The sequence below is a fragment of the Maritimibacter sp. genome (assembly GCF_016774595.1).
Taxonomy (GTDB): domain Bacteria; phylum Pseudomonadota; class Alphaproteobacteria; order Rhodobacterales; family Rhodobacteraceae; genus Maritimibacter; species Maritimibacter alkaliphilus.
Window position 1 is genome coordinate 1,509,996 of record NZ_JACBWT010000001.1, and the last position, 17,231, is coordinate 1,527,226.

General features: G+C 64.4%; 22 protein-coding genes and 1 pseudogene. 18 read left to right on the plus strand and 5 right to left on the minus strand.

Translation table 11 applies throughout. The annotated features are described in order from the left end of the window. Positions 1-10: 10 nt before the first annotated feature. From HOY44_RS07685 to HOY44_RS07700, 4 genes are read left to right on the plus strand one after another with little or no spacing between them, the layout of a single operon-like run. Entirely contained in the window at positions 11-2,134 is a 2,124-nt protein-coding gene (locus HOY44_RS07685) for a RelA/SpoT family protein (protein WP_008333507.1), read from the plus strand. A 17-nt stretch (positions 2,135-2,151) separates the two neighbouring features. Then, positions 2,152-2,793, plus strand: a complete 642-nt coding sequence (locus HOY44_RS07690; protein WP_287434051.1) for a DUF2062 domain-containing protein — start codon at positions 2,152-2,154, stop codon at positions 2,791-2,793. Then, a complete protein-coding gene (locus tag HOY44_RS07695) occupies positions 2,790-3,533 on the plus strand; it encodes a pyridoxine 5'-phosphate synthase (RefSeq protein ID WP_287434052.1) in 744 nt (247 codons plus the stop codon). Before HOY44_RS07690 ends, HOY44_RS07695 begins: the two co-directional genes overlap by 4 nt. Then, a complete protein-coding gene (locus tag HOY44_RS07700; RefSeq protein WP_287434054.1) occupies positions 3,530-3,982 on the plus strand; it encodes a hypothetical protein in 453 nt (150 codons plus the stop codon). Before HOY44_RS07695 ends, HOY44_RS07700 begins: the two co-directional genes overlap by 4 nt. A 36-nt stretch (positions 3,983-4,018) precedes the next feature. Here the strand turns inward: HOY44_RS07700 and HOY44_RS07705 are convergent, their stop codons facing one another. Next, positions 4,019-4,915, minus strand: a complete 897-nt coding sequence (locus tag HOY44_RS07705) for a LysR substrate-binding domain-containing protein (protein ID WP_287434056.1) — start codon at positions 4,913-4,915, stop codon at positions 4,019-4,021. Positions 4,916-5,002: 87 nt separating this feature from the next. Here HOY44_RS07705 and HOY44_RS07710 point away from each other — a divergent pair, with 87 nt between their 5' ends. From HOY44_RS07710 to HOY44_RS07740, 7 genes are all read left to right on the plus strand, one after another. Further along, entirely contained in the window at positions 5,003-5,161 is a 159-nt protein-coding gene (locus tag HOY44_RS07710) for a hypothetical protein (protein WP_287434058.1), read from the plus strand. Positions 5,162-5,200: 39 nt separating this feature from the next. After that, positions 5,201-5,593, plus strand: a complete 393-nt coding sequence (locus tag HOY44_RS07715; RefSeq protein ID WP_287434060.1) for an ABZJ_00895 family protein — start codon at positions 5,201-5,203, stop codon at positions 5,591-5,593. A 2-nt stretch (positions 5,594-5,595) separates the two neighbouring features. Then, positions 5,596-5,997, plus strand: a complete 402-nt coding sequence (gene acpS, locus HOY44_RS07720) for a holo-ACP synthase (RefSeq protein ID WP_008333499.1) — start codon at positions 5,596-5,598, stop codon at positions 5,995-5,997. 54 nt (positions 5,998-6,051) lie between these two features. Then, positions 6,052-6,831 (plus strand): signal peptidase I, encoded by a 780-nt coding sequence (gene lepB, locus HOY44_RS07725; RefSeq protein WP_008333497.1) that lies wholly within the window; start codon positions 6,052-6,054, stop codon positions 6,829-6,831. Beyond that, on the plus strand, positions 6,828-7,508 hold the full coding sequence (gene rnc, locus HOY44_RS07730) for a ribonuclease III (RefSeq protein ID WP_138421988.1): 681 nt from the start codon (positions 6,828-6,830) through the stop codon (positions 7,506-7,508). The genes lepB and rnc overlap by 4 nt, the downstream gene beginning before the upstream one ends. A 154-nt stretch (positions 7,509-7,662) precedes the next feature. Continuing rightward, entirely contained in the window at positions 7,663-8,535 is an 873-nt protein-coding gene (locus HOY44_RS07735) for a DMT family transporter (RefSeq protein ID WP_287434063.1), read from the plus strand. A gap of 46 nt (positions 8,536-8,581) precedes the next feature. Beyond that, positions 8,582-9,007, plus strand: coding sequence for a group III truncated hemoglobin (locus HOY44_RS07740; protein WP_287434065.1), 426 nt, complete (start codon positions 8,582-8,584; stop codon positions 9,005-9,007). On the opposite strand, the gene HOY44_RS07745 is transcribed toward HOY44_RS07740, so the two are convergent. Both HOY44_RS07745 and HOY44_RS07750 read right to left on the minus strand, forming a co-directional pair. Further along, on the minus strand, positions 9,004-9,297 hold the full coding sequence (locus tag HOY44_RS07745) for a DUF6958 family protein (protein WP_138421991.1): 294 nt from the start codon (positions 9,295-9,297) through the stop codon (positions 9,004-9,006). The genes HOY44_RS07740 and HOY44_RS07745 overlap by 4 nt on opposite strands. Then, positions 9,294-9,803, minus strand: coding sequence for a GFA family protein (locus tag HOY44_RS07750; RefSeq protein ID WP_287434067.1), 510 nt, complete (start codon positions 9,801-9,803; stop codon positions 9,294-9,296). Before HOY44_RS07750 ends, HOY44_RS07745 begins: the two co-directional genes overlap by 4 nt. A gap of 156 nt (positions 9,804-9,959) precedes the next feature. Here HOY44_RS07750 and era point away from each other — a divergent pair, with 156 nt between their 5' ends. Continuing rightward, entirely contained in the window at positions 9,960-10,868 is a 909-nt protein-coding gene (era, locus tag HOY44_RS07755) for a GTPase Era (RefSeq protein WP_138421993.1), read from the plus strand. Then, complete coding sequence (locus HOY44_RS07760; protein WP_287434069.1) at positions 10,865-11,194, plus strand: DUF1491 family protein; 330 nt, start codon at positions 10,865-10,867, stop codon at positions 11,192-11,194. The genes era and HOY44_RS07760 overlap by 4 nt, the downstream gene beginning before the upstream one ends. A 6-nt stretch (positions 11,195-11,200) precedes the next feature. Here HOY44_RS07760 and HOY44_RS07765 read toward each other — a convergent pair whose 3' ends face one another. Further along, the gene (locus HOY44_RS07765) at positions 11,201-11,617 is read right to left on the minus strand and encodes a hypothetical protein (RefSeq protein WP_040885064.1); all 417 of its coding nucleotides are present in this window, start codon (positions 11,615-11,617) and stop codon (positions 11,201-11,203) included. A 200-nt stretch (positions 11,618-11,817) separates the two neighbouring features. Next, on the minus strand, positions 11,818-13,266 hold the full coding sequence (locus HOY44_RS07770) for an aldehyde dehydrogenase family protein (RefSeq protein WP_287434071.1): 1,449 nt from the start codon (positions 13,264-13,266) through the stop codon (positions 11,818-11,820). A gap of 208 nt (positions 13,267-13,474) precedes the next feature. Between HOY44_RS07770 and HOY44_RS07775 the strand changes: the two genes are divergently transcribed. From HOY44_RS07775 to HOY44_RS07795, 5 genes and pseudogenes are all read left to right on the plus strand, one after another. After that, the gene (locus HOY44_RS07775; protein WP_008333473.1) at positions 13,475-14,128 is read left to right on the plus strand and encodes a peroxiredoxin; all 654 of its coding nucleotides are present in this window, start codon (positions 13,475-13,477) and stop codon (positions 14,126-14,128) included. Between the two features lie 233 nt (positions 14,129-14,361). Then, the gene (locus HOY44_RS07780) at positions 14,362-14,841 is read left to right on the plus strand and encodes a GNAT family N-acetyltransferase (protein ID WP_287434074.1); all 480 of its coding nucleotides are present in this window, start codon (positions 14,362-14,364) and stop codon (positions 14,839-14,841) included. Positions 14,842-14,888: 47 nt separating this feature from the next. Continuing rightward, a complete protein-coding gene (locus tag HOY44_RS07785; protein ID WP_287434076.1) occupies positions 14,889-15,995 on the plus strand; it encodes a THUMP domain-containing class I SAM-dependent RNA methyltransferase in 1,107 nt (368 codons plus the stop codon). A gap of 101 nt (positions 15,996-16,096) precedes the next feature. Then, the gene (gene dapB, locus HOY44_RS07790; protein ID WP_287434077.1) at positions 16,097-16,870 is read left to right on the plus strand and encodes a 4-hydroxy-tetrahydrodipicolinate reductase; all 774 of its coding nucleotides are present in this window, start codon (positions 16,097-16,099) and stop codon (positions 16,868-16,870) included. Between the two features lie 111 nt (positions 16,871-16,981). Further along, positions 16,982-17,068: pseudogene (locus HOY44_RS07795) on the plus strand (chemotaxis protein MotB); the annotation flags it as partial. Positions 17,069-17,231: the final 163 nt, after the last annotated feature.

Consider the following 17,231-nt stretch of genomic DNA (forward strand, 5'->3'; position numbering starts at 1 on the left):
CCGCACCTGCATGACCGAGCTGAATCCTGAAGAGCTTGTCGCGCAGGTCCGCGCCTACAACCCGAAAAGCAATTCGGACCTCATTCGCGCCGCCTTCGATTACGGGCGGCGCATGCATGAGGGGCAGTACCGCCATTCGGGCGAGCCGTATTTCACGCATCCGATCGCCGTCGCGCATATCCTCGCCGAGCAGCAGCTCGACGATGCGACCATCATCACCGCGCTTCTTCACGACACCATCGAAGACACCGGATCGACCTATTCCGAGGTTTCGGAGCGGTTCGGGCCCGACGTGGCCGAACTCGTCGATGGCGTCACCAAGCTGACCAATCTCCAGCTTTCCTCGACCGAGACCAAGCAGGCCGAGAACTTCCGCAAGCTGTTCATGGCGATGTCCAAGGATCTGCGGGTGATTCTCGTCAAACTGGCCGACCGGCTGCACAACATGCGCACGATCCGCGCCATGCGGATCGAAAAGCAGGTGCAGAAATCGCGCGAAACGATGGATATCTTCGCGCCGCTCGCGGGCCGGATGGGTATGCAATGGATGCGCGAGGAGTTGGAAGACCTCGCCTTTCACGTCCTGAACCCGGATGCCCGCGCGTCGATCATCCGGCGCTTCGTCCACCTGCAAAAGGAATCGGGCGACGTCATCAACAAGATCACCAAGGACATCCGTAAGGAACTCGACCGTGTCGGGATCGAGGCCGAAGTCTTTGGCCGTGCCAAGAAACCCTATTCGATCTGGCGGAAGATGCAGGAGAAGGATCAGTCCTTCTCGCGCCTGTCCGACACCTACGGCTTCCGCGTCATCACCGACAGCGAGGCGGATTGCTACGCCGTGCTGGGCGCGATGCACCAACGCTGGCGCGCCGTGCCGGGGCGGTTCAAGGATTACATCAGCCAGCCGAAATCCAACGGATACCGCTCGATCCATACCACGGTGTCGGGGCGTGACGGGAAACGGGTCGAAATTCAGATCCGCACCCGGCAGATGCACGACGTGGCCGAAGCGGGCGTCGCGGCGCACTGGTCGTACAAGGACGGTGTGCGAGCCGAAAACCCGTTCGCCGTCGACCCCGCCAAGTGGATCGCTTCGCTGACCGAGCGGTTCGAGAACGCCGAGGATCACGACGAATTTCTCGAGAACGTCAAACTCGAGATGTATCAGGATCAGGTGTTCTGCTTCACGCCCAAGGGCGAGGTCGTGAAACTGCCGCGCGGGGCGACGCCGTTGGATTTCGCCTATGCGATCCACACCCGGATCGGGGATAGCTGCGTCGGTGCCCGCGTCGACAACATCCGCGTGCCGCTCTGGACCCGGATCAAGAACGGCCAGTCGGTCGAAATCATCACCGCCGAAGGGCAGTCGCCACAGGCCACGTGGCTCGACATCGTCGTGACAGGGCGCGCCAAGTCCGCCATCCGCCGACGGTTGCGCGAAGAGGACCGCGAGAGGTTCATCCGGCTCGGGCGCGAACTGGCCCGCGTCGCCTTCGACCATGTCGGGCGCAAGGCCACGGACAAGGCGCTGGCGACGGCGGCGAAGCAACTCAGCCTCGGCGGGCCGGAAGACCTGTTGGCCCGCCTCGGCTCTGCCGACCTTGCCGCGCGCGACGTGGTCGCGATCCTGTATCCGAACGCGGTCGACACGGGGAGCGAGATTGACGCGGCCCGCGCCGTCATCGGTCTGGAACCGGATCAGAGCTTTCAGATCGCGCAATGCTGTCAGCCGGTGCCGGGCGAACGGATCGTCGGCATCACCTATCGCGGCAAGAGCATGATGGTCCATTCCATCGACTGCCGCGCGCTTGAGGCGCTCGACGGCGACAGTTCGCGTTGGGTGGACGTCCATTGGCATTCCGGTCAGCACCCGGCGATCCATACGGTCACACTCAATGTCGTGATCGCGAACGGTCCGGGCGTTTTGGGACGAATCTGCACATTGATCGGCGAGCAGAAGGCCAATATCTCAAACATGACCTTCGTCGACCGGAAACCGGACTACTATCGGCTTCTGATCGACGTGGATCTGAGGGACATCGAACACCTTCATGCTGTTATGCTGGTGCTCGAGGCAGAAACGGACGTGGCGGAAATCCGAAGGCATCGGGACCTGAGCCGCGCGCCATAGGGAAAGGGGGCCGAGCCATGTTCAAGCGCAAGCCGCGCTCCTACATGCGCGCGCTCACCGAGTTCTTCTATCCCCGTGGCGGTTGGTATCGCGCCACCCGCTACGTCATCTACCGCCTGCGTCGCCTGCCGGACCCCGCCGACCGGATCGCGCGCGGGATCGCGGCGGGCGTCTTCGTCAGCTTTTCGCCGCTCTTCGGTCTGCACTTCGTGACGGCGGCGCTGATCGCATGGGTGGTGCGCGGAAACCTTCTGGCCGCGGTGCTGGCCACTTTCGTCGGTAATCCGATCACTTTTCCCTTTATCGCGAGTATCAGCCTGCGGCTCGGCAACCGGTTCCTCGGACTGCCGCCACGGGACACGAACCTGACATACATCGTCGACGCCTTTGCCCGCGCGAGCCATGACATCTGGCACAACATCACTGCGATCTTCACTCACGAGACCGCGGAATGGGCGGGTCTCGCCCTGTTTCTGGACCGGGTGTTTCTGCCCTATCTGGTCGGAGGCATCCTTCCGGGGCTTGGTGCGGCGATGATCGCCTTCGGCTTGTCCCGCCCCATCATCACGGCGTATCAAAAGCGGCGCGTGAAGCAGTTGCGCAAACGGTATGAAAAACGCATGGCCGAGCGGACCCATGCGAAGGAAGGCGAGACATGAGCGGTAAACTTCGCCTCGGTGTGAACATCGACCACGTGGCCACGGTGCGCAACGCGCGCGGTTCGGCCTATCCCGATCCGGTGCGGGCTGCGAAGCTGGCCGAAGCGGCGGGCGCCGACGGCATCACCGCGCATCTGCGTGAGGATCGTCGTCACATCGGGGATGGCGACATCGAGCGGCTTGCCGCGGAACTGACCGTGCCGCTCAACTTCGAGATGGCCGCGACGGACGAAATGCAGGCCATCGCGCTGCGCCACAAGCCGCACGCGGTCTGCATCGTGCCGGAAAAGCGCGAGGAGCGGACCACCGAAGGCGGGCTTGAGGTGGCGAAGGACGAAAACCGCATTGCCCACTTCATCGCGCCGCTGGCCGACGCGGGCTGCCGCGTATCGATCTTCATCGCCGCGGACCGCGCCCAGATCGAGGCCGCGAACCGGATCGGGGCCGCCGTTGTCGAGCTGCACACGGGTGCCTATTGCGATTTCCACTACGAGGGCAAATTCAGCGAACGCGACGCCGAACTCGAACGCCTGCGCGACATGGCGGCCTTCGCGCATTCCCTCGGGCTCGAGGTGCACGCGGGCCACGGGCTGACCTATGAAACCGTGGGCCCGGTCGCTGCCTTCCCCGAAGTGCGGGAACTCAACATCGGGCATTTCCTGATCGGAGAGGCGATCTTCCTCGGCCTCGAAGCCAGCATCGCCGAAATGCGGCGGCTGATGGACGAGGCACGGGCATGATCCGCGCGCTCGCCGCTTTGGCGGTCCTCGCCACGCCCGCCGCAGCACAGGATGTCATCGCGTGCGATTGGCAGGCCTCGGCCTGGAACCTGGCCGAGCCATGGGAGGACAACAGCCGGACCTTTTCGAACGGGGCTGTGCGCATAGCCAAGCTGGACGTGGGCGAACCGGCCTTCGGCGGCTTCTTCGTATTGGTCCTTTCGCCGCCCTACGGCGAGCTTGGCGAACGGCAATGTCGCGTCCTGACCTTTCCGGACACGAGCGGGTTCGCGGGGATAGATTTCGACCGTCTCGAAGCGGCTTACGACCCTTCTGTCGGCCTGATGTTCACGGTCCCGGTCCGGGTGTTCGCCATGACGGACGCGGTCGAGCCGGTCGGGGCGATGCTGAAGTTTTCGCTCAATCAGGCGACCGGGGCGATTTCCCCCCGGCTGGAATTGGGCGACTGACGGCCCGAAGGTGAACGACGGTTTCGGACGTCCGGCCTACGCAAGCTCGATCCCGTCCTCTGCCAGCTCTTCCTTCATCCAGCGCACGAAATACCGATGGGCGGCGCCCGGGCTGCGGTCACGCGCCGATACGAGCCAGTAGGAACGGCCCGTTTCCTGAAGCCGTGGGAACGGCGCGACCACCCGACCGTCGGCCATGGCCTTCAGATCCAGCGTCTCCCACGCCAGAAAGACCCCTGCCCCACCCATTGCGGCGTCGAAGCACAGGCTCCCGTCCGAAAACTCCGGCCCCGGTCCGAGAATGCTTTCGTCCAGCCCTTCGGGTTCCAGCCAGACCGACCATGGCAGGGTCGAGTTCGTGTCGCGAATGATCGGGACATGCGCGAGATCGGCGGGCGACTTGAGCCGCTCTGCCATCTCCGGCGCACAGACCGGCATGCCGCGATGCGAGAACAGGCGTTCGGCCCTGAGGTCGGGATAAGGCCCCGTGCCGACCCTGAGACACAGGTCAACGTCAGAGGTATTCGGATCGACCAGTCCCTCGACGCTGTCGATGCGCACCCGGATTTCCGGATGCCGCGCAGAGAAGCGCGGCAGACGCCAGATCAGCCAGCGGGCCGCGAAAATCGGCGCGACAGACACGACGAGCGTCGTGCCATGATCCCGCGTCGCCTCGCCCACGGCGGCGGCAAGCTGGCCGAAGCCGGTGGTCAGCAGGCCGGCCATAGCCCTGCCCTGCGCCGTCGGCACCATGCCGGAACGCCCGCGCAGGAACAGGGTTACGCCCAGCGCGTCTTCGGCCTTGGCCACCCGCTGACTCACCGCCCCGACAGAAACCCCAAGCTCCTCGGCGGCCTGCACGAGTGTGCCCAAGCGCAATACGGCTTCGACGGCCCGCAGACCCGAGAGGTGAACGCGATCCAGTTCCTTCATTCAGTTTTTCTAAAATATGGATCAGCGAAACTCCATATTTTTATGCGCCGGATACAGGCAAACTCCTTTCAAACGAAAGGACACACCATGACCCGCATTCTTCCCCGCATCCTGCGCACCCTGCCGCTCAGAACCGCACAGCCGGCCGACCCGCATGACCACCCGGACCTGACCGGATTGACGCCCGACCAGCTTGCCGACCTTCCCCGCCCCTCCCGCATTGCCTTGACGACGCCCGCGCAATAGGGTCTGCCGCGCAGACGCGAGCGGGAAGGGCACGGCGGCATGACCATCAACATCGGGCGCTACACCGGCCTGTTCACGGTGTTCACCGTCGCCATCTTTTTTCTGCCCGTCCTGCTCGGAATGCCCAGCGCGACCGGGTTCGCCATCGCCCTGCCGCCCCTGATCGCGGCCGTCGTCGAAGGGAACGCCTTCGCCAAGACGAACGGAGCACGCCCCGCAGGCCGCACCGCAATGGAAGGTAGCCTGCGCATGACCGCGTTTTCGTTCGGCGTGAGCCTGCTGTTGTTCGGTCTTGGAAACGTCGCGACCGGCGGCCAATTGTTCGCGGAACTGGGGGGCGTCCCGCGCGTGGCACTTGGCGCCGTGGCCCTTGTCGTCATCCAGTTCGCCTTCAACCGGCTTGGCCTGCGCCTTGCCCCGCAGACCGCCTGACCATGATTCTGGGTATCGGCACCGATCTTGCGAATATCGACCGGATCGCCGGCGTGCTCGAACGGCACGGCGACCGCTTCCGCGACCGGGTGTTCACTGAAACCGAGCAGTTCAAGGCGGCGCGCCGCAAGGACGAGGCGGGGACTTATGCGAAACGCTGGGCCGCGAAAGAGGCTTGTTCCAAGGCACTCGGCACCGGCCTGCGCATGGGCATCAGCTGGAAAGACATGGCGGTCTCGAACCTGCGCACCGGACAGCCCGTCATGCATCTGACAGGCTGGGCCGCCGAACGCCTGCGCGACATGACGCCCGAGGGGCACGAAGCGATCGTCCACGTCACCCTGACCGACGACCACCCATGGGCACAGGCCTTTGTCCTGATCGAAGCCCGGCCGATTGCTTGACAGGCTCGGCGCACCCGCCCATGTAGCGACAGAACCAAGCGGAGGCAGGGGCAGATGGCGAAAGAGAAAAAAGACGGGATCATGGAAACCGTCAAAACGGTTTTCTGGGCGCTTCTGATCGCGGGCATCTTCCGTTCGGTGTTCTTCCAGCCGTTCTGGATCCCAACCGGCTCGATGAAGGACACGCTGCTGATCGGCGACTTCCTGTTCGTCAACAAGATGGCCTACGGCTATTCTCAATACTCCTGCCCCTTCGCCATGTGTCCGATCTCGGGCCGCATCCTCGGGTCCGAACCGGAACGGGGCGATGTCGTCGTGTTCCGCCACCCCACACTCAACACCGATTACGTGAAACGTCTGATCGGCAAGCCGGGCGACAAGATTCAGGTGCAGGACGGTGTGCTTTCGATCAACGGCGAAGAGGCGACGCAGGTCCCGGACGGCACCTTCGTCGAGACCTATCGTTCGCAGGGCCGCTTCGGCACCTTCCCGCTGTGTTCCAACGGCCCGGTCGGCCAGGGCGGCGAATGCATCAAAGAGAAATACGTCGAAACGCTGCCCAACGGCGTATCCCACTCGATCCTGAACGTGGGCGACGGACGGCTCGATTCGACCAACGTGTTCACGGTACCCGAAGGCCACTATTTCTTCATGGGCGACAACCGCGACAACTCGACCGACAGCCGGGTAAGCCAGCGCGCCAACGGTGTGGGCTTCGTGTCGGAAGAATACCTGCTGGGCCGCGTGGACCGCGTGATCTTCTCGGCCTCGGGCAAGCGCCTGCTTTATTTCTGGACATGGCGCGGCGACCGGTTCTTCAAGAAGATCGAATGAAACTGTCGGCGGATCTGAAGGGCTTTGCCAACCGGATCGGGCACGACTTCAAGCGCCCCGAACTTCTGATCCGGGCGCTCACACACGGCTCGATCTCGTCGGATACGAGGCCCGACAATCAACGTCTGGAGTTTCTGGGCGACCGGGTGCTCGGCCTCGTCATGGCCGAAGCCATGCTCGCCGCCGACAAGGAGGCGAGCGAAGGCCAGCTTGCCCCAAGGTTCAACGCGCTCGTGCGCAAGGAAGCCTGCGCCGATGTCGCGCGACAGGTCGATCTGGGGGCCGTCCTGAAACTCGGGCGGTCCGAGCAGATGTCGGGGGGCCGCCGCAAACAGGCCCTGCTGGGCGACGCGATGGAAGCGGTGATCGCTGCGGTCTACCTCGATGCCGGTTTCGAAGCCGCGCGCGAGATGATCGTGCGGTTGTGGGGTGACCGCATCGGCGCGGTCGAAGAGGACGCGCGCGACGCCAAGACCGCGCTTCAGGAATGGGCGCAAGCGCGCAAGATGCAGCCCCCGACCTATGTCGAGATCGCCCGCGACGGGCCCGACCACGCGCCGGAATTCACGATCGAAGCGCAACTCGAAAACGGTGAAGCCGCCCGCGCAAAGGCGAATTCCAAACGGGCGGCCGAACAGGATGCCGCGCGGGCGCTTCTGGAACGGCTCGGCGCATAACTGCGGGCCGGTTCACGCATTTCTCTGTGTTGAAAGCCAGTTGGCGCGGTCGAAGCCGGCAGGTCTGGTATCGGTCTCGGGCTTTCGCTAGGTGGAAGGCAGGAACAGCGGAGAGCATGATCTTGACCCCGACCTTTCACATGGTGGCGCAGGCATGAGCCCGAATGCACGTGGTGCGCTGTTCATGGTCCTGTCCATGTGTGCCTTCGCGGGCGAGGACGCCTTTCTGAAGTTCGCCTTTCAGGACGTGCCGCGCGGCATGGCCTTTACCCTCTTCGGCCTCATCGCCATGACGATCTGCGCGATCCTGTCACTGCGCGCGGGCGAGGCAGTCTTTCCAAAGAGTTTCCTGTCACGCGGACTCCTTATCCGGTCGGGCATCGAGCTGATCGGGCGGCTGTTCTACACGCTGTCCATCGCCTTCGTGTCTCTTTCCCTGACCTCCGTGATCCTTCAGGCCACACCGCTTGTCGTGACGCTCGGCGCGGCACTCCTGTTCGCCGAAAAGGTGGGGCCGCGTCGGTGGATTGCGATGCTGATCGGGTTCGCGGGCGTGATCCTGATACTGCGCCCGACACCCGAGATGTTCGATCCTCTGGTCATCTTTCCGGTGATCGGGATGCTGGGGTTCGCGGGCCGCGACCTCGCCACCCGTGCCAGCCCGCCCCATGTTTCGGGCCGTCAACTGGGCACGCTCGGTTTCATCGTCGTGACCGTCGCGGGCCTTGTCATATGGGCCTTCGATCCGCGCCTGCCTCAGGGGGCGAGCGCCGCCGCGTGGGGGGCCATCGTCGTGGCCGCCCTGTTCGGGACCGTGGCCTATAACGCGCTGACCACCGCGATGCGGTCGGGCGAGATCGGCGTCGTCGCGCCTTTCCGCTATTCCCGCCTTCTGGTCGCGCTGGTGATCGCCTATCTGGCTTTCGGCGAACGCCCCGACGCCATCACCCTTCTGGGCGGTGCGCTGATCGTGGCCACGGGGCTATACACCCTGCTCAGGACTGGACGCCGCGCACAGGCCGTGTGACATCGCGCCCCATGACGCCCGTGCGAAACGAGTTCATAACGTCGACATGACGACAGAAACCGCACAAGACATGACCGCCGAGGACATCGACCTCCTCATGGCTGCGTTTTACGCCCGCGTGCGCCGACATGACGTCCTCGGTCCGATTTTCGCGCGGGCGATTGCACCGGAGGACGGGCCGGTCTGGCGGGCGCATGAGGCGAAGATCGCCGGGTTCTGGCGCGCGGCGTTCCAGATCGACCACGGCTTTCGCGGCAGCCCGATGCAAGCGCATGTCACGAATGGCGAGGTGCGGCCGGAGCACTTTCCGATGTGGCTCGAGACGTTCCATGCCGCGGCCCGCGACGTGCTGACACCCGAAAAGGCCGAGCGGTTTTCGGCGCTGGCGGATCGGATCGGCCAAGGGCTCCGCTGGGGGCTCGAAGGTGTTCTGGACCGGCAGAACGACCCCGGCCCGCCCAAATTGCGTTAGACCTTGTAAAGCCGCACGGGCGGTTTCTCCGCGCGCTTGATCTCGCCTTTGAACTCGAGGTCGAGTTGCACGCATTTCAGCCACCAGCCGGATTTCGCGCCGCCGGGGAAAAGGGTCTGGTCCAGATGCGGTTTCAGCGCATCCTGTGCCTCGGCGACTTTCATACCGGGCGCCTCGGATGGCAGCACCTTCAGCAAGGCCTGCTTCATGTCCTCGTACTTGGTCCGATCTACCCGCGTGATGTGATCCGGTGAATTGATGTTGCGGACTTCGATCTTGTCATCGCTCATCCCGTGGCCTCCCTCGCCCAGTCGATCTTGGGTGTGCGGAACCCCATCGCGACCCACGCGCCCATGAGTTTCAGCATGAACCCCGGCGTATGCCGCTTGGGGTTCGGCACATCGGTCGGCAGAACGATACCCTCCGGCAGGTCTTTCGTCATGGTTCGGCAATCGAGTGCGCCGCGGTCCTGCGCGGACAGCCGCGCGGCATAGACACTAAGCCAATGGCCTTTCTCGAATTCCAGATACATCGGCGCGCCGCAACAGGTCGCGACGACCCGGCGCGTCGCGCTTTCGGGCGTCAGCCGTCGGGCTTCGAGCGCGCCGTCGCCAGACGCAAGACGCACGCGATCCTTGCGCACCATGACGTAAGGCGTGGTGTAATGCTCGGTCAGCACGCCGCCAAAGGCTTGCCCCGCAGTCTGGCATGAGGTGCAGCCGCATTCCGCGACCATGATCGGCTTGCCGGTGACCTCGATCCGCACCTGTCCACAGGTGCAGGTGGCGTCGGGCATGAGCTCCTCCTGATTCCTTATCCACACCATACCGATTTGGCTGCAATTTGCAGGACCGTGTTCCCGCGCCATGCGAATGCCGCTCGGCGCACGCCCGCGCGCCTTGCCGCTCACGCCCCCTAGCGCGAGGCAAAGAAAGGGGCTATGGCCCCTGCCATGACCACACGTGCCGGATTTGTCGCCCTTATCGGCGAGCCCAACGCGGGCAAATCGACCCTGACGAACCACCTCGTCGGGGCGAAGGTGTCCATCGTGACCCACAAGGTCCAGACCACGCGCGCGCGCATTCGCGGTGTCGCGCTGGAAGGGGACAGCCAGATCGTGCTCGTCGACACGCCTGGCCTCTTCAAACCGCGCAGGCGGCTGGACCGCGCGATGGTCGCCGCCGCTTGGGGCGGGGCCGCCGATGCAGATGTCATCGTCCTGCTGATCGAGGCGCATCGCGGTGTCACCAAGGGTGTCGAGACGATCCTCGACCATCTGCCCGAGGTGGCGCGCAAACGCCCCGTCGCGCTTGCGATCAACAAGATCGACAAGGTGTCGTCCGATGTCCTGCTCGGGCTGACGCAGGACATGAACGAGCGGTTTCCCTTCGTCGAAACCTTCATGATCTCGGCTGAAAAGGGATATGGCGTCGCCGACCTCAAGACCTGGCTCGCCGGTATGATGCCCGAAAGCCCATGGCTCTACCCCGAGGACCAGATCGCGGATCTGCCCATGCGGATGATCGCCGCCGAGATGACGCGCGAGAAGCTGACGCTTCGCCTGCATCAGGAACTGCCCTATCAGCTCACCGTCGAAACCGAGCATTGGGAAGAACGCCCGGATGGCTCGGCCCGCGTCGATCAGATCGTCTACGTCGCCCGTGACGGGCACAAAGGTATCGTTCTCGGCAAGAAGGGCGAGACCATCAAGGCGGTCAGTCAGGCGGCACGCGCGGAACTGGAAGAATTTCTCGGCCGCAAGATTCACCTGTTCCTTCAGGTGAAAGTACGCCCGAACTGGCTGGAAGAATCCGAACGCTATTCCGAAATGGGTCTGGACTTCAAAGACGGGAACGCATGAGCCGCCTTGCGACCGGCATCTGGGTTTCGGCATACCTCGCCCGGCTTCAGTCCGAAGGAATCTCAACCTATGTCGTCGCCAAGGGCGATGCGACCGCCGGGGCCGTGCTGGTCAAGCTCGCCACGATGGACGGTCAGGCGCAGGCGTTTCAACGCAGCGTCGACCTGATGACGGGCGAGCGCAAATGGATGGTTCTGGCCGAAGGCGACGAACGCGCCGTGGACGAGTCGATCGGCAAGCAGCGGTCGTTCGATCCGGACCTGTGGGTGATCGAGGTCGAGGATGCCCGCGGGCGTCACATGCTGGACGAACTGGGTCTGGACTGACCCGGATCAGGCGGCGTTCGCAAGGCGGGCGAAATCGGTGTCCGAGCAGCCGACGAGCGCGAGCGCCTCATGCTCCTCACGGGCAATATGGATGCGGATCTTGCTGGCGCGTTCGAGCACCTGATCGAGCAGTCTCGCCACGACGAACGGCTTTTCCGAGTTGACGAGAATCACACTGCGCACCGGCTGGTCGAACTGTCGCAGGTTCCGCATGACCTTCATCACACCGCTGACGATTTCCGGGAACGAGGCCTCGACGCCGTTCAACTGCCGGGCATCCGTCAGCATGGCGAAATGGGGATCGAAGTCCGGCATCCTGATGTAGTCGAGGAACGCCTGCTTGCCGACCTGCGGGTTCAGAACACCGCTGAAGTGGAACACCGCGATACGGCGATCCGGGTGGATTCTGATCGAGTAACTCAACGCGCGGCTCCCTGGCTGCGTTGGATGACTGTTCGTTAATTGTATTCAAGATATAGGAGCGGTCTTTTCAGGGGGCAACGCTCAGGCCTGATCCTGGCCATTCGCCTCGTCGCAAAGACACGCATGGACGCGAAATGCTGCAATTTTGATCGGCGGGGCCCAACCGAATGGCTGGACCCTGCCCTTCCTTCACACCGGCGTCACTCGGCGGCGTCGACGGCCCAGCCGCCGATCGCCTTGACCTCGGTGAAATCCTCGATGCCCCAGACGCCGCCTTCGCGACCGTTGCCCGACTGCTTCATGCCGCCGAACGGCGCACCGGCCCCGCGCGGCTGCCCGTTCATTTCGACCATGCCGGACCGAAGTTTGAGCGCGACGCGGTTCGCCTTGGCCCCGTCCTGCGTCTGGACGTAGTTGGTCAGGCCGTAGACCGTATCGTTCGCGATGTTCACGGCTTCCTCTTCGGTATCGAAGGGGATCATGGTCAGGACCGGGCCGAAGATTTCCTCACGTGCGATGGTCATGTCGTTGGTCACGTCGGCAAACACCGTCGGCTTGACGAAGAACCCGCGGTTCATGCCGTCGGGGCGACCCAAGCCGCCAGCGACGAGCCGGGCGCCTTCGTCGATCCCGGTCTGGATCAGACCCTGAATCTTGTTCCACTGGGCCTCGTTCACGACGGGGCCGATATGGCGGCCTTCCTCATGCGCGTCGCCCACCGCGACCTTGTCCGCCGCGGCTGCCGCCGTTTCGACCGCCTGATCGTAGATCTCGCGCTGGACCAGCATCCGCGAGGGCGCGTTACAGCTTTGCCCGGTGTTGTTCATCATGTGCATGACACCGCGTTTCACCGCCTTCTCGTCCGCGTCGGCGAAAACGATGTTCGCGCCTTTGCCGCCGAGTTCCAGATGCACCTTCTTGAGCGACTTGGCGGCGTTCTGCGAGATCGCGATGCCCGCGCGCGTCGACCCGGTGAAGCTGACCATATCCACGTCCGGGTGGCCCGTAAGCGCGTCGCCGGTGACAGCGCCGTCGCCGTTCACGAGATTGAAGACGCCTTTGGGGAACCCGGCGTCATGCATGCATTCGGCAAAGATCATCGCGTCCAGCGGGCTTTCTTCGGACGGTTTCAGAACCATCGTGCAGCCCGCGATGGCCGCTGCGATCACCTTGAGGCTGATCTGGTTCATCGGCCAGTTCCACGGCGTGATGAGGGCGCAGACCCCGACGGCTTCATGCACGATCATCGTATCCGGCGCGTGATCGCCAAGCGGCTTGATCCAATCGAAGGACTTGGCCGCCTTCACGAACGCCTTGGTATGGGCATAGCCCGCGCCCCACTGGGAACTGCGCGCCAGATCGAGCGGCGCACCCATCTCCATCGTGATGGCCTGCGCGACGTCTTCGGCCCGCGCCTTGTAGATTTCGAGGAACTTCTCGACGAGCGCGATGCGCTCTTCCACCGGCGTCATCATCCAGTCGGGGAAGGCCGCCTTGGCGGCGGCGACCGCCTTGTCGACATCTGCCGCGCTCGCGAGCGAAATGACCGCGCAGGCCTCTTCCGTAGAGGGGTCGATCACTTCGTGGTCGCGTGCTTCGGCCGGAGCGACCCATTCGCCGTTGATATAGAATTCGCGTTTCTCAAGCATGGAAACCTCCCATATTGCGCTTTGCGCGCACTCTGTCACCGGGGCGAAGGGGGCACAAGCCGGGGCCGCTCTGCCGCTACGTCATGGGGCCGGAACAGCCACCCATGAAACCGCTCGATTCAGGTCGGACATTCTGCCACAACCCCCTTCAAGCGAAACACGATCAGATTACCTTTGAGACAAGAGACGATTGGAAAAGGAGAGTTCCATGGGACTTCGCATCAACGATACCATCCCCGACATCACCGTGCCCACCGATCAGGGCGACATCAACCTTCATGAATGGGTCGATGGCAGCTATGCCATCCTGTTCTCGCACCCCAAGGATTTCACGCCCGTCTGCACCACCGAATTCGGTGCGGTCGCCCAGCTTGCCGATGAATGGGAAAAGCGCGGCGTGAAAGTTCTGGGTATCTCGGTCGACGGTGTCGAGGACCACAAGAAATGGAAGGGCGACATCGAAAGCTTCGCAGGAGCCAAGGCGGGCTTCCCGATCGTGGCGGACGAGGATCTGACGATGGCCAAGGCCTTCGACATGCTGCCCGCCGACGCCTATCTGCCGGATGGCCGCACGCCCGCCGACAGCGCCACCGTGCGCTCGGTCTTCATCGTCGGGCCGGACAAGAAGCTGCGCCTGACCATGACCTATCCGATGTCGGTGGGCCGCAACTTCGCCGAGGTTCTGCGGGCGCTCGACGCTGTGATGAAGACGGACGGTGCGCCGTTGGCGACCCCGGCCAACTGGACCCCGGGTCAGGACGTGATCGTGGCCCTGTCGGTGTCGGATGACGACGCCAAGGCCAAATACGGCGACGTGGATATCAAGTTGCCCTACCTGCGCACGATCAAGGATCCCGCGTAAGCGCCGGGATGGCGACAGGAAGAGCCCCGGCCAGAGTGCCGGGGCTTTTTCATTGCGCCGCGGGCTGGGCCCCCGTCGCGACGGGGCCTCGCTTCGCTCGGCGGGGCATTGACCCACCGGGCAGGCCCTGATGGATGGTGCGGAGGGGGCTTGCTGCCCCCGCGCCCTGCGGGCGCCCCCCGAAAGTATTTGGGAAACGAAGAAGCGCAGGACCGATCCGAGAGGAGTCCGGAGTGGACATCGCATTTCGCAGACTGAGCGACATTCCGTTGGACGACATCACCGCCCATATGTCCGATCCGCGCGTCGCGGCGCACATGCCGCTTCTGTCCGGCGACTGGAGCGACAGGCAATCGGCCGAACTCGTTGCCGCCAAGGAAGAGACTTGGCGGCGCGACGGTCTTGGTCACTGGGCCTTCGTGGTGGACGGGGTCTATGCAGGCTGGGGCGGATTCCAGAGAGAGGGCGAGGAGTGGGATTTCGGCCTCGTCCTGCGCCCGGACCGCTTCGGACTGGGCCCCCGCATCGCGCGCGCCTGTCTGGACGCGGCCGCCCGCGACCCACGCATCCCTTTCGTGACCTTCCTGCTGCCGCCGAGCCGGAACCACGTCGCCGCACTGGCGCGTCTGGGGGCGCGGGAAGTGGACGGCGTCGAATATGGCGGTGCGGCATTTCGCAAGTTCCGGCTCGACACGCCGGAAACACGCGCCTGACGGTGCGCCGTATTCCCCTTGGCGGCGCGATGCCGTAATCCCATCCCATGACCGAACTGGATTTCTTCGCCGTCTGCCCACCCGGGCTGGAGCCGCAGCTTGCCGCGGAATGCGCCGCCCTCGGCTTCAAGCGCGGCAAGCCGGAACCGGGGGGCGTGACCCTCAGGGGCAACTGGTCCGAAGTCTGGCGCGCCAATCTGGAGCTTCGCGGGGCGACCCGGATACTCGTCCGGCTCGGGAGTTTTCCGGCGTTCCATCTGGCACAGCTCGACAAGCGGTCACGGAAGTTTCCGTGGCGCGATACGCTGGAACCGCATGTGCCGGTGAAGGTCGAGGTTGCGACCAACCGGAAGTCCAAGATCTATCACGCGGGCGCCGCTGCGGAACGGGTCGAAAAAGCCGTCTCCGCCGCGATGGACGCGCCGATCAGCCCGGAGGCCGAGGTCGCGATCAAGGTTCGGATCGATCGCGATCTGGTGACCATCAGCGTCGACACTTCGGGCGAGAGCCTGCACAAGCGCGGCCACAAGGTCGCGACCGGCAAGGCCCCGATCCGCGAGACGCTCGCCGCGCTCCTCTTGCGGGCCTGCGGATATGACGGACGCCAGACCGTCGTCGACCCGATGTGCGGCTCCGGCACGTTCCTTCTGGAAGCCGCCGAGATCGCGGCGGATCTTCAACCCGGACGGGACCGCGCCTTCGCGTTTCAGAGCCTCGCTACGTTCGATCCGGACGGATTCGCGACGCTCGTGCGGGCAGGCTCGGGTCCGACGCCGATGCACCGCTTCTATGGCTACGACCGGGATCAAGGCGCCATCGACGGCGCGCGCAGGAACGCCGAAGCGGCCGGGGTCGACCAGATCTGCACCTTCGGCTGCCAGCCGCTATCGGAGCTGACGCCACCCGAGGGTGAGCCCGGACTGGTCATCGTGAACCCGCCTTACGGCACCCGCATCGGGAACAAAGGGCAACTCTACGCGCTCTACGGGACGCTCGGCCGGGTGCTCGCCGAACGGTTCCGGGGCTGGCGGGTCGGTATCGTCACCTCCGATCAGGCACTGGCCCATGCCACCGGGTTCGACCTGACCTCGGGCCCGGTCATCGACAACGGCGGGATCAAGGTCAAACTCTATCAGGCCGACCTGTCCCGCTGACACGCGGGATCGGTTGGGGCCATGCCGGCCTGCGCGGCGACAGGGGTTGCGGCATACTGACCGACATCGCAGTCTCGGCCCCGAAAAAGAGGGAGAACCAAATGCAACGCATCTGCATGGCCGGCGCGACCGGCCTGAGCGGCGGGACCATCGCGGCGGCCTTTGCCGCAGACCCCCGCTTCGACCTGACCGCCTGCGTCGCGCGGTCCAGCGCGGGTGAGCAGGTGCATGGCGCCCCCTGTTTCGCCACGGTGGCCGAGGCACTGACAGAGGCCGAGTTCGACGTGCTCGTGGACTATACCCAAGCCGACGCCGTGTTCGCGCACACGATGCAGGCGATCGACGCCGGACGGCGCGTGGTGATCGGCACCTCCGGCCTCACGGCGGCGGACTACGCCAAGATCGACGACGCGGCACGCGCAGCCCGGCTCGGTGTCGTCGCGTCCGGAAATTTCGCCCTGACGGCCGCCCTGATGACCCGGTTTTCGTTGATGGCCGCGGAATACCTCGACTGGTTCGAGATCATCGACTACTCGCGCCCGAAAAAGACCGACGCCCCGACCGGCACGGCCCGCGAACTGGCCGAGCGCATGGGGGACATCAAGAAACCGGCCTTCGAGGTCGATCCCGCGACGGTCAAGGGCGAGCCGGGATTGCGCGGCGGCTCTGTCAACGGCGTTCAGGTCCATTCGATCCGGATGCCGAGCTACTCGGCCACTGTCACCAGCACCTTCGCGGCGGGCAATTCGCGTCTGACGATCACGCACGATGCCGACAGCCACTCGGCCGACATTCTCGTGCCCGGCACATTGTTGGCCGCGCAGAAGGTGAAGGGGATCACCGGGCTGCTGCGGGGCTTGGACAACCTGCTCTGACACAGGCCGTTAACCCTGAAGCAAGAAATGTCCCTGCCAGGGCATCCGTAAACCGCAGCTTAACTGGCGAGACCTACACCTGACCTCGGGTGAATAGAGAGGTGTGGTGGGATGAGTGCGCAAGCCAATGCGCCCATCATCAAGAAGGTCAAAAAGGTCAGTGGCGAAGGACACCACGGTGGGGCGTGGAAGGTCGCCATTTTCAGTTCCTTCAGTCGTTCGGCGCAGATTTCACGCCGGGTTAGAGGTCCGCCCGCTCAGGGCAGGTTCCAGAGCCATTCTGACCTCTGCGGACGCCGGTCTCCGTTTCGGTTTCCGGTCCGCGCCACCCCCTCAGGATGCGCGAGCAACCTGAAGCCGG

Bases quoted from the DNA above. Each gene is read 5' to 3' on its own strand.
- HOY44_RS07685 (WP_008333507.1), top strand. From the start codon at position 11: ATGACCGAGCTGAATCCTGAAGAGCTTGTCGCGCAGGTCCGCGCCTAC.
- HOY44_RS07690 (WP_287434051.1), top strand. From the start codon at position 2,152: ATGTTCAAGCGCAAGCCGCGCTCCTACATGCGCGCGCTCACCGAGTTC.
- HOY44_RS07695 (WP_287434052.1), top strand. From the start codon at position 2,790: ATGAGCGGTAAACTTCGCCTCGGTGTGAACATCGACCACGTGGCCACG.
- HOY44_RS07700 (WP_287434054.1), top strand. From the start codon at position 3,530: ATGATCCGCGCGCTCGCCGCTTTGGCGGTCCTCGCCACGCCCGCCGCA.
- HOY44_RS07705 (WP_287434056.1), bottom strand. From the start codon at position 4,915: ATGAAGGAACTGGATCGCGTTCACCTCTCGGGTCTGCGGGCCGTCGAA.
- HOY44_RS07710 (WP_287434058.1), top strand. From the start codon at position 5,003: ATGACCCGCATTCTTCCCCGCATCCTGCGCACCCTGCCGCTCAGAACC.
- HOY44_RS07715 (WP_287434060.1), top strand. From the start codon at position 5,201: ATGACCATCAACATCGGGCGCTACACCGGCCTGTTCACGGTGTTCACC.
- acpS (WP_008333499.1), top strand. From the start codon at position 5,596: ATGATTCTGGGTATCGGCACCGATCTTGCGAATATCGACCGGATCGCC.
- lepB (WP_008333497.1), top strand. From the start codon at position 6,052: ATGGCGAAAGAGAAAAAAGACGGGATCATGGAAACCGTCAAAACGGTT.
- rnc (WP_138421988.1), top strand. From the start codon at position 6,828: ATGAAACTGTCGGCGGATCTGAAGGGCTTTGCCAACCGGATCGGGCAC.
- HOY44_RS07735 (WP_287434063.1), top strand. From the start codon at position 7,663: ATGAGCCCGAATGCACGTGGTGCGCTGTTCATGGTCCTGTCCATGTGT.
- HOY44_RS07740 (WP_287434065.1), top strand. From the start codon at position 8,582: ATGACGACAGAAACCGCACAAGACATGACCGCCGAGGACATCGACCTC.
- HOY44_RS07745 (WP_138421991.1), bottom strand. From the start codon at position 9,297: ATGAGCGATGACAAGATCGAAGTCCGCAACATCAATTCACCGGATCAC.
- HOY44_RS07750 (WP_287434067.1), bottom strand. From the start codon at position 9,803: ATGCCCGACGCCACCTGCACCTGTGGACAGGTGCGGATCGAGGTCACC.
- era (WP_138421993.1), top strand. From the start codon at position 9,960: ATGACCACACGTGCCGGATTTGTCGCCCTTATCGGCGAGCCCAACGCG.
- HOY44_RS07760 (WP_287434069.1), top strand. From the start codon at position 10,865: ATGAGCCGCCTTGCGACCGGCATCTGGGTTTCGGCATACCTCGCCCGG.
- HOY44_RS07770 (WP_287434071.1), bottom strand. From the start codon at position 13,266: ATGCTTGAGAAACGCGAATTCTATATCAACGGCGAATGGGTCGCTCCG.
- HOY44_RS07775 (WP_008333473.1), top strand. From the start codon at position 13,475: ATGGGACTTCGCATCAACGATACCATCCCCGACATCACCGTGCCCACC.
- HOY44_RS07785 (WP_287434076.1), top strand. From the start codon at position 14,889: ATGACCGAACTGGATTTCTTCGCCGTCTGCCCACCCGGGCTGGAGCCG.
- dapB (WP_287434077.1), top strand. From the start codon at position 16,097: ATGCAACGCATCTGCATGGCCGGCGCGACCGGCCTGAGCGGCGGGACC.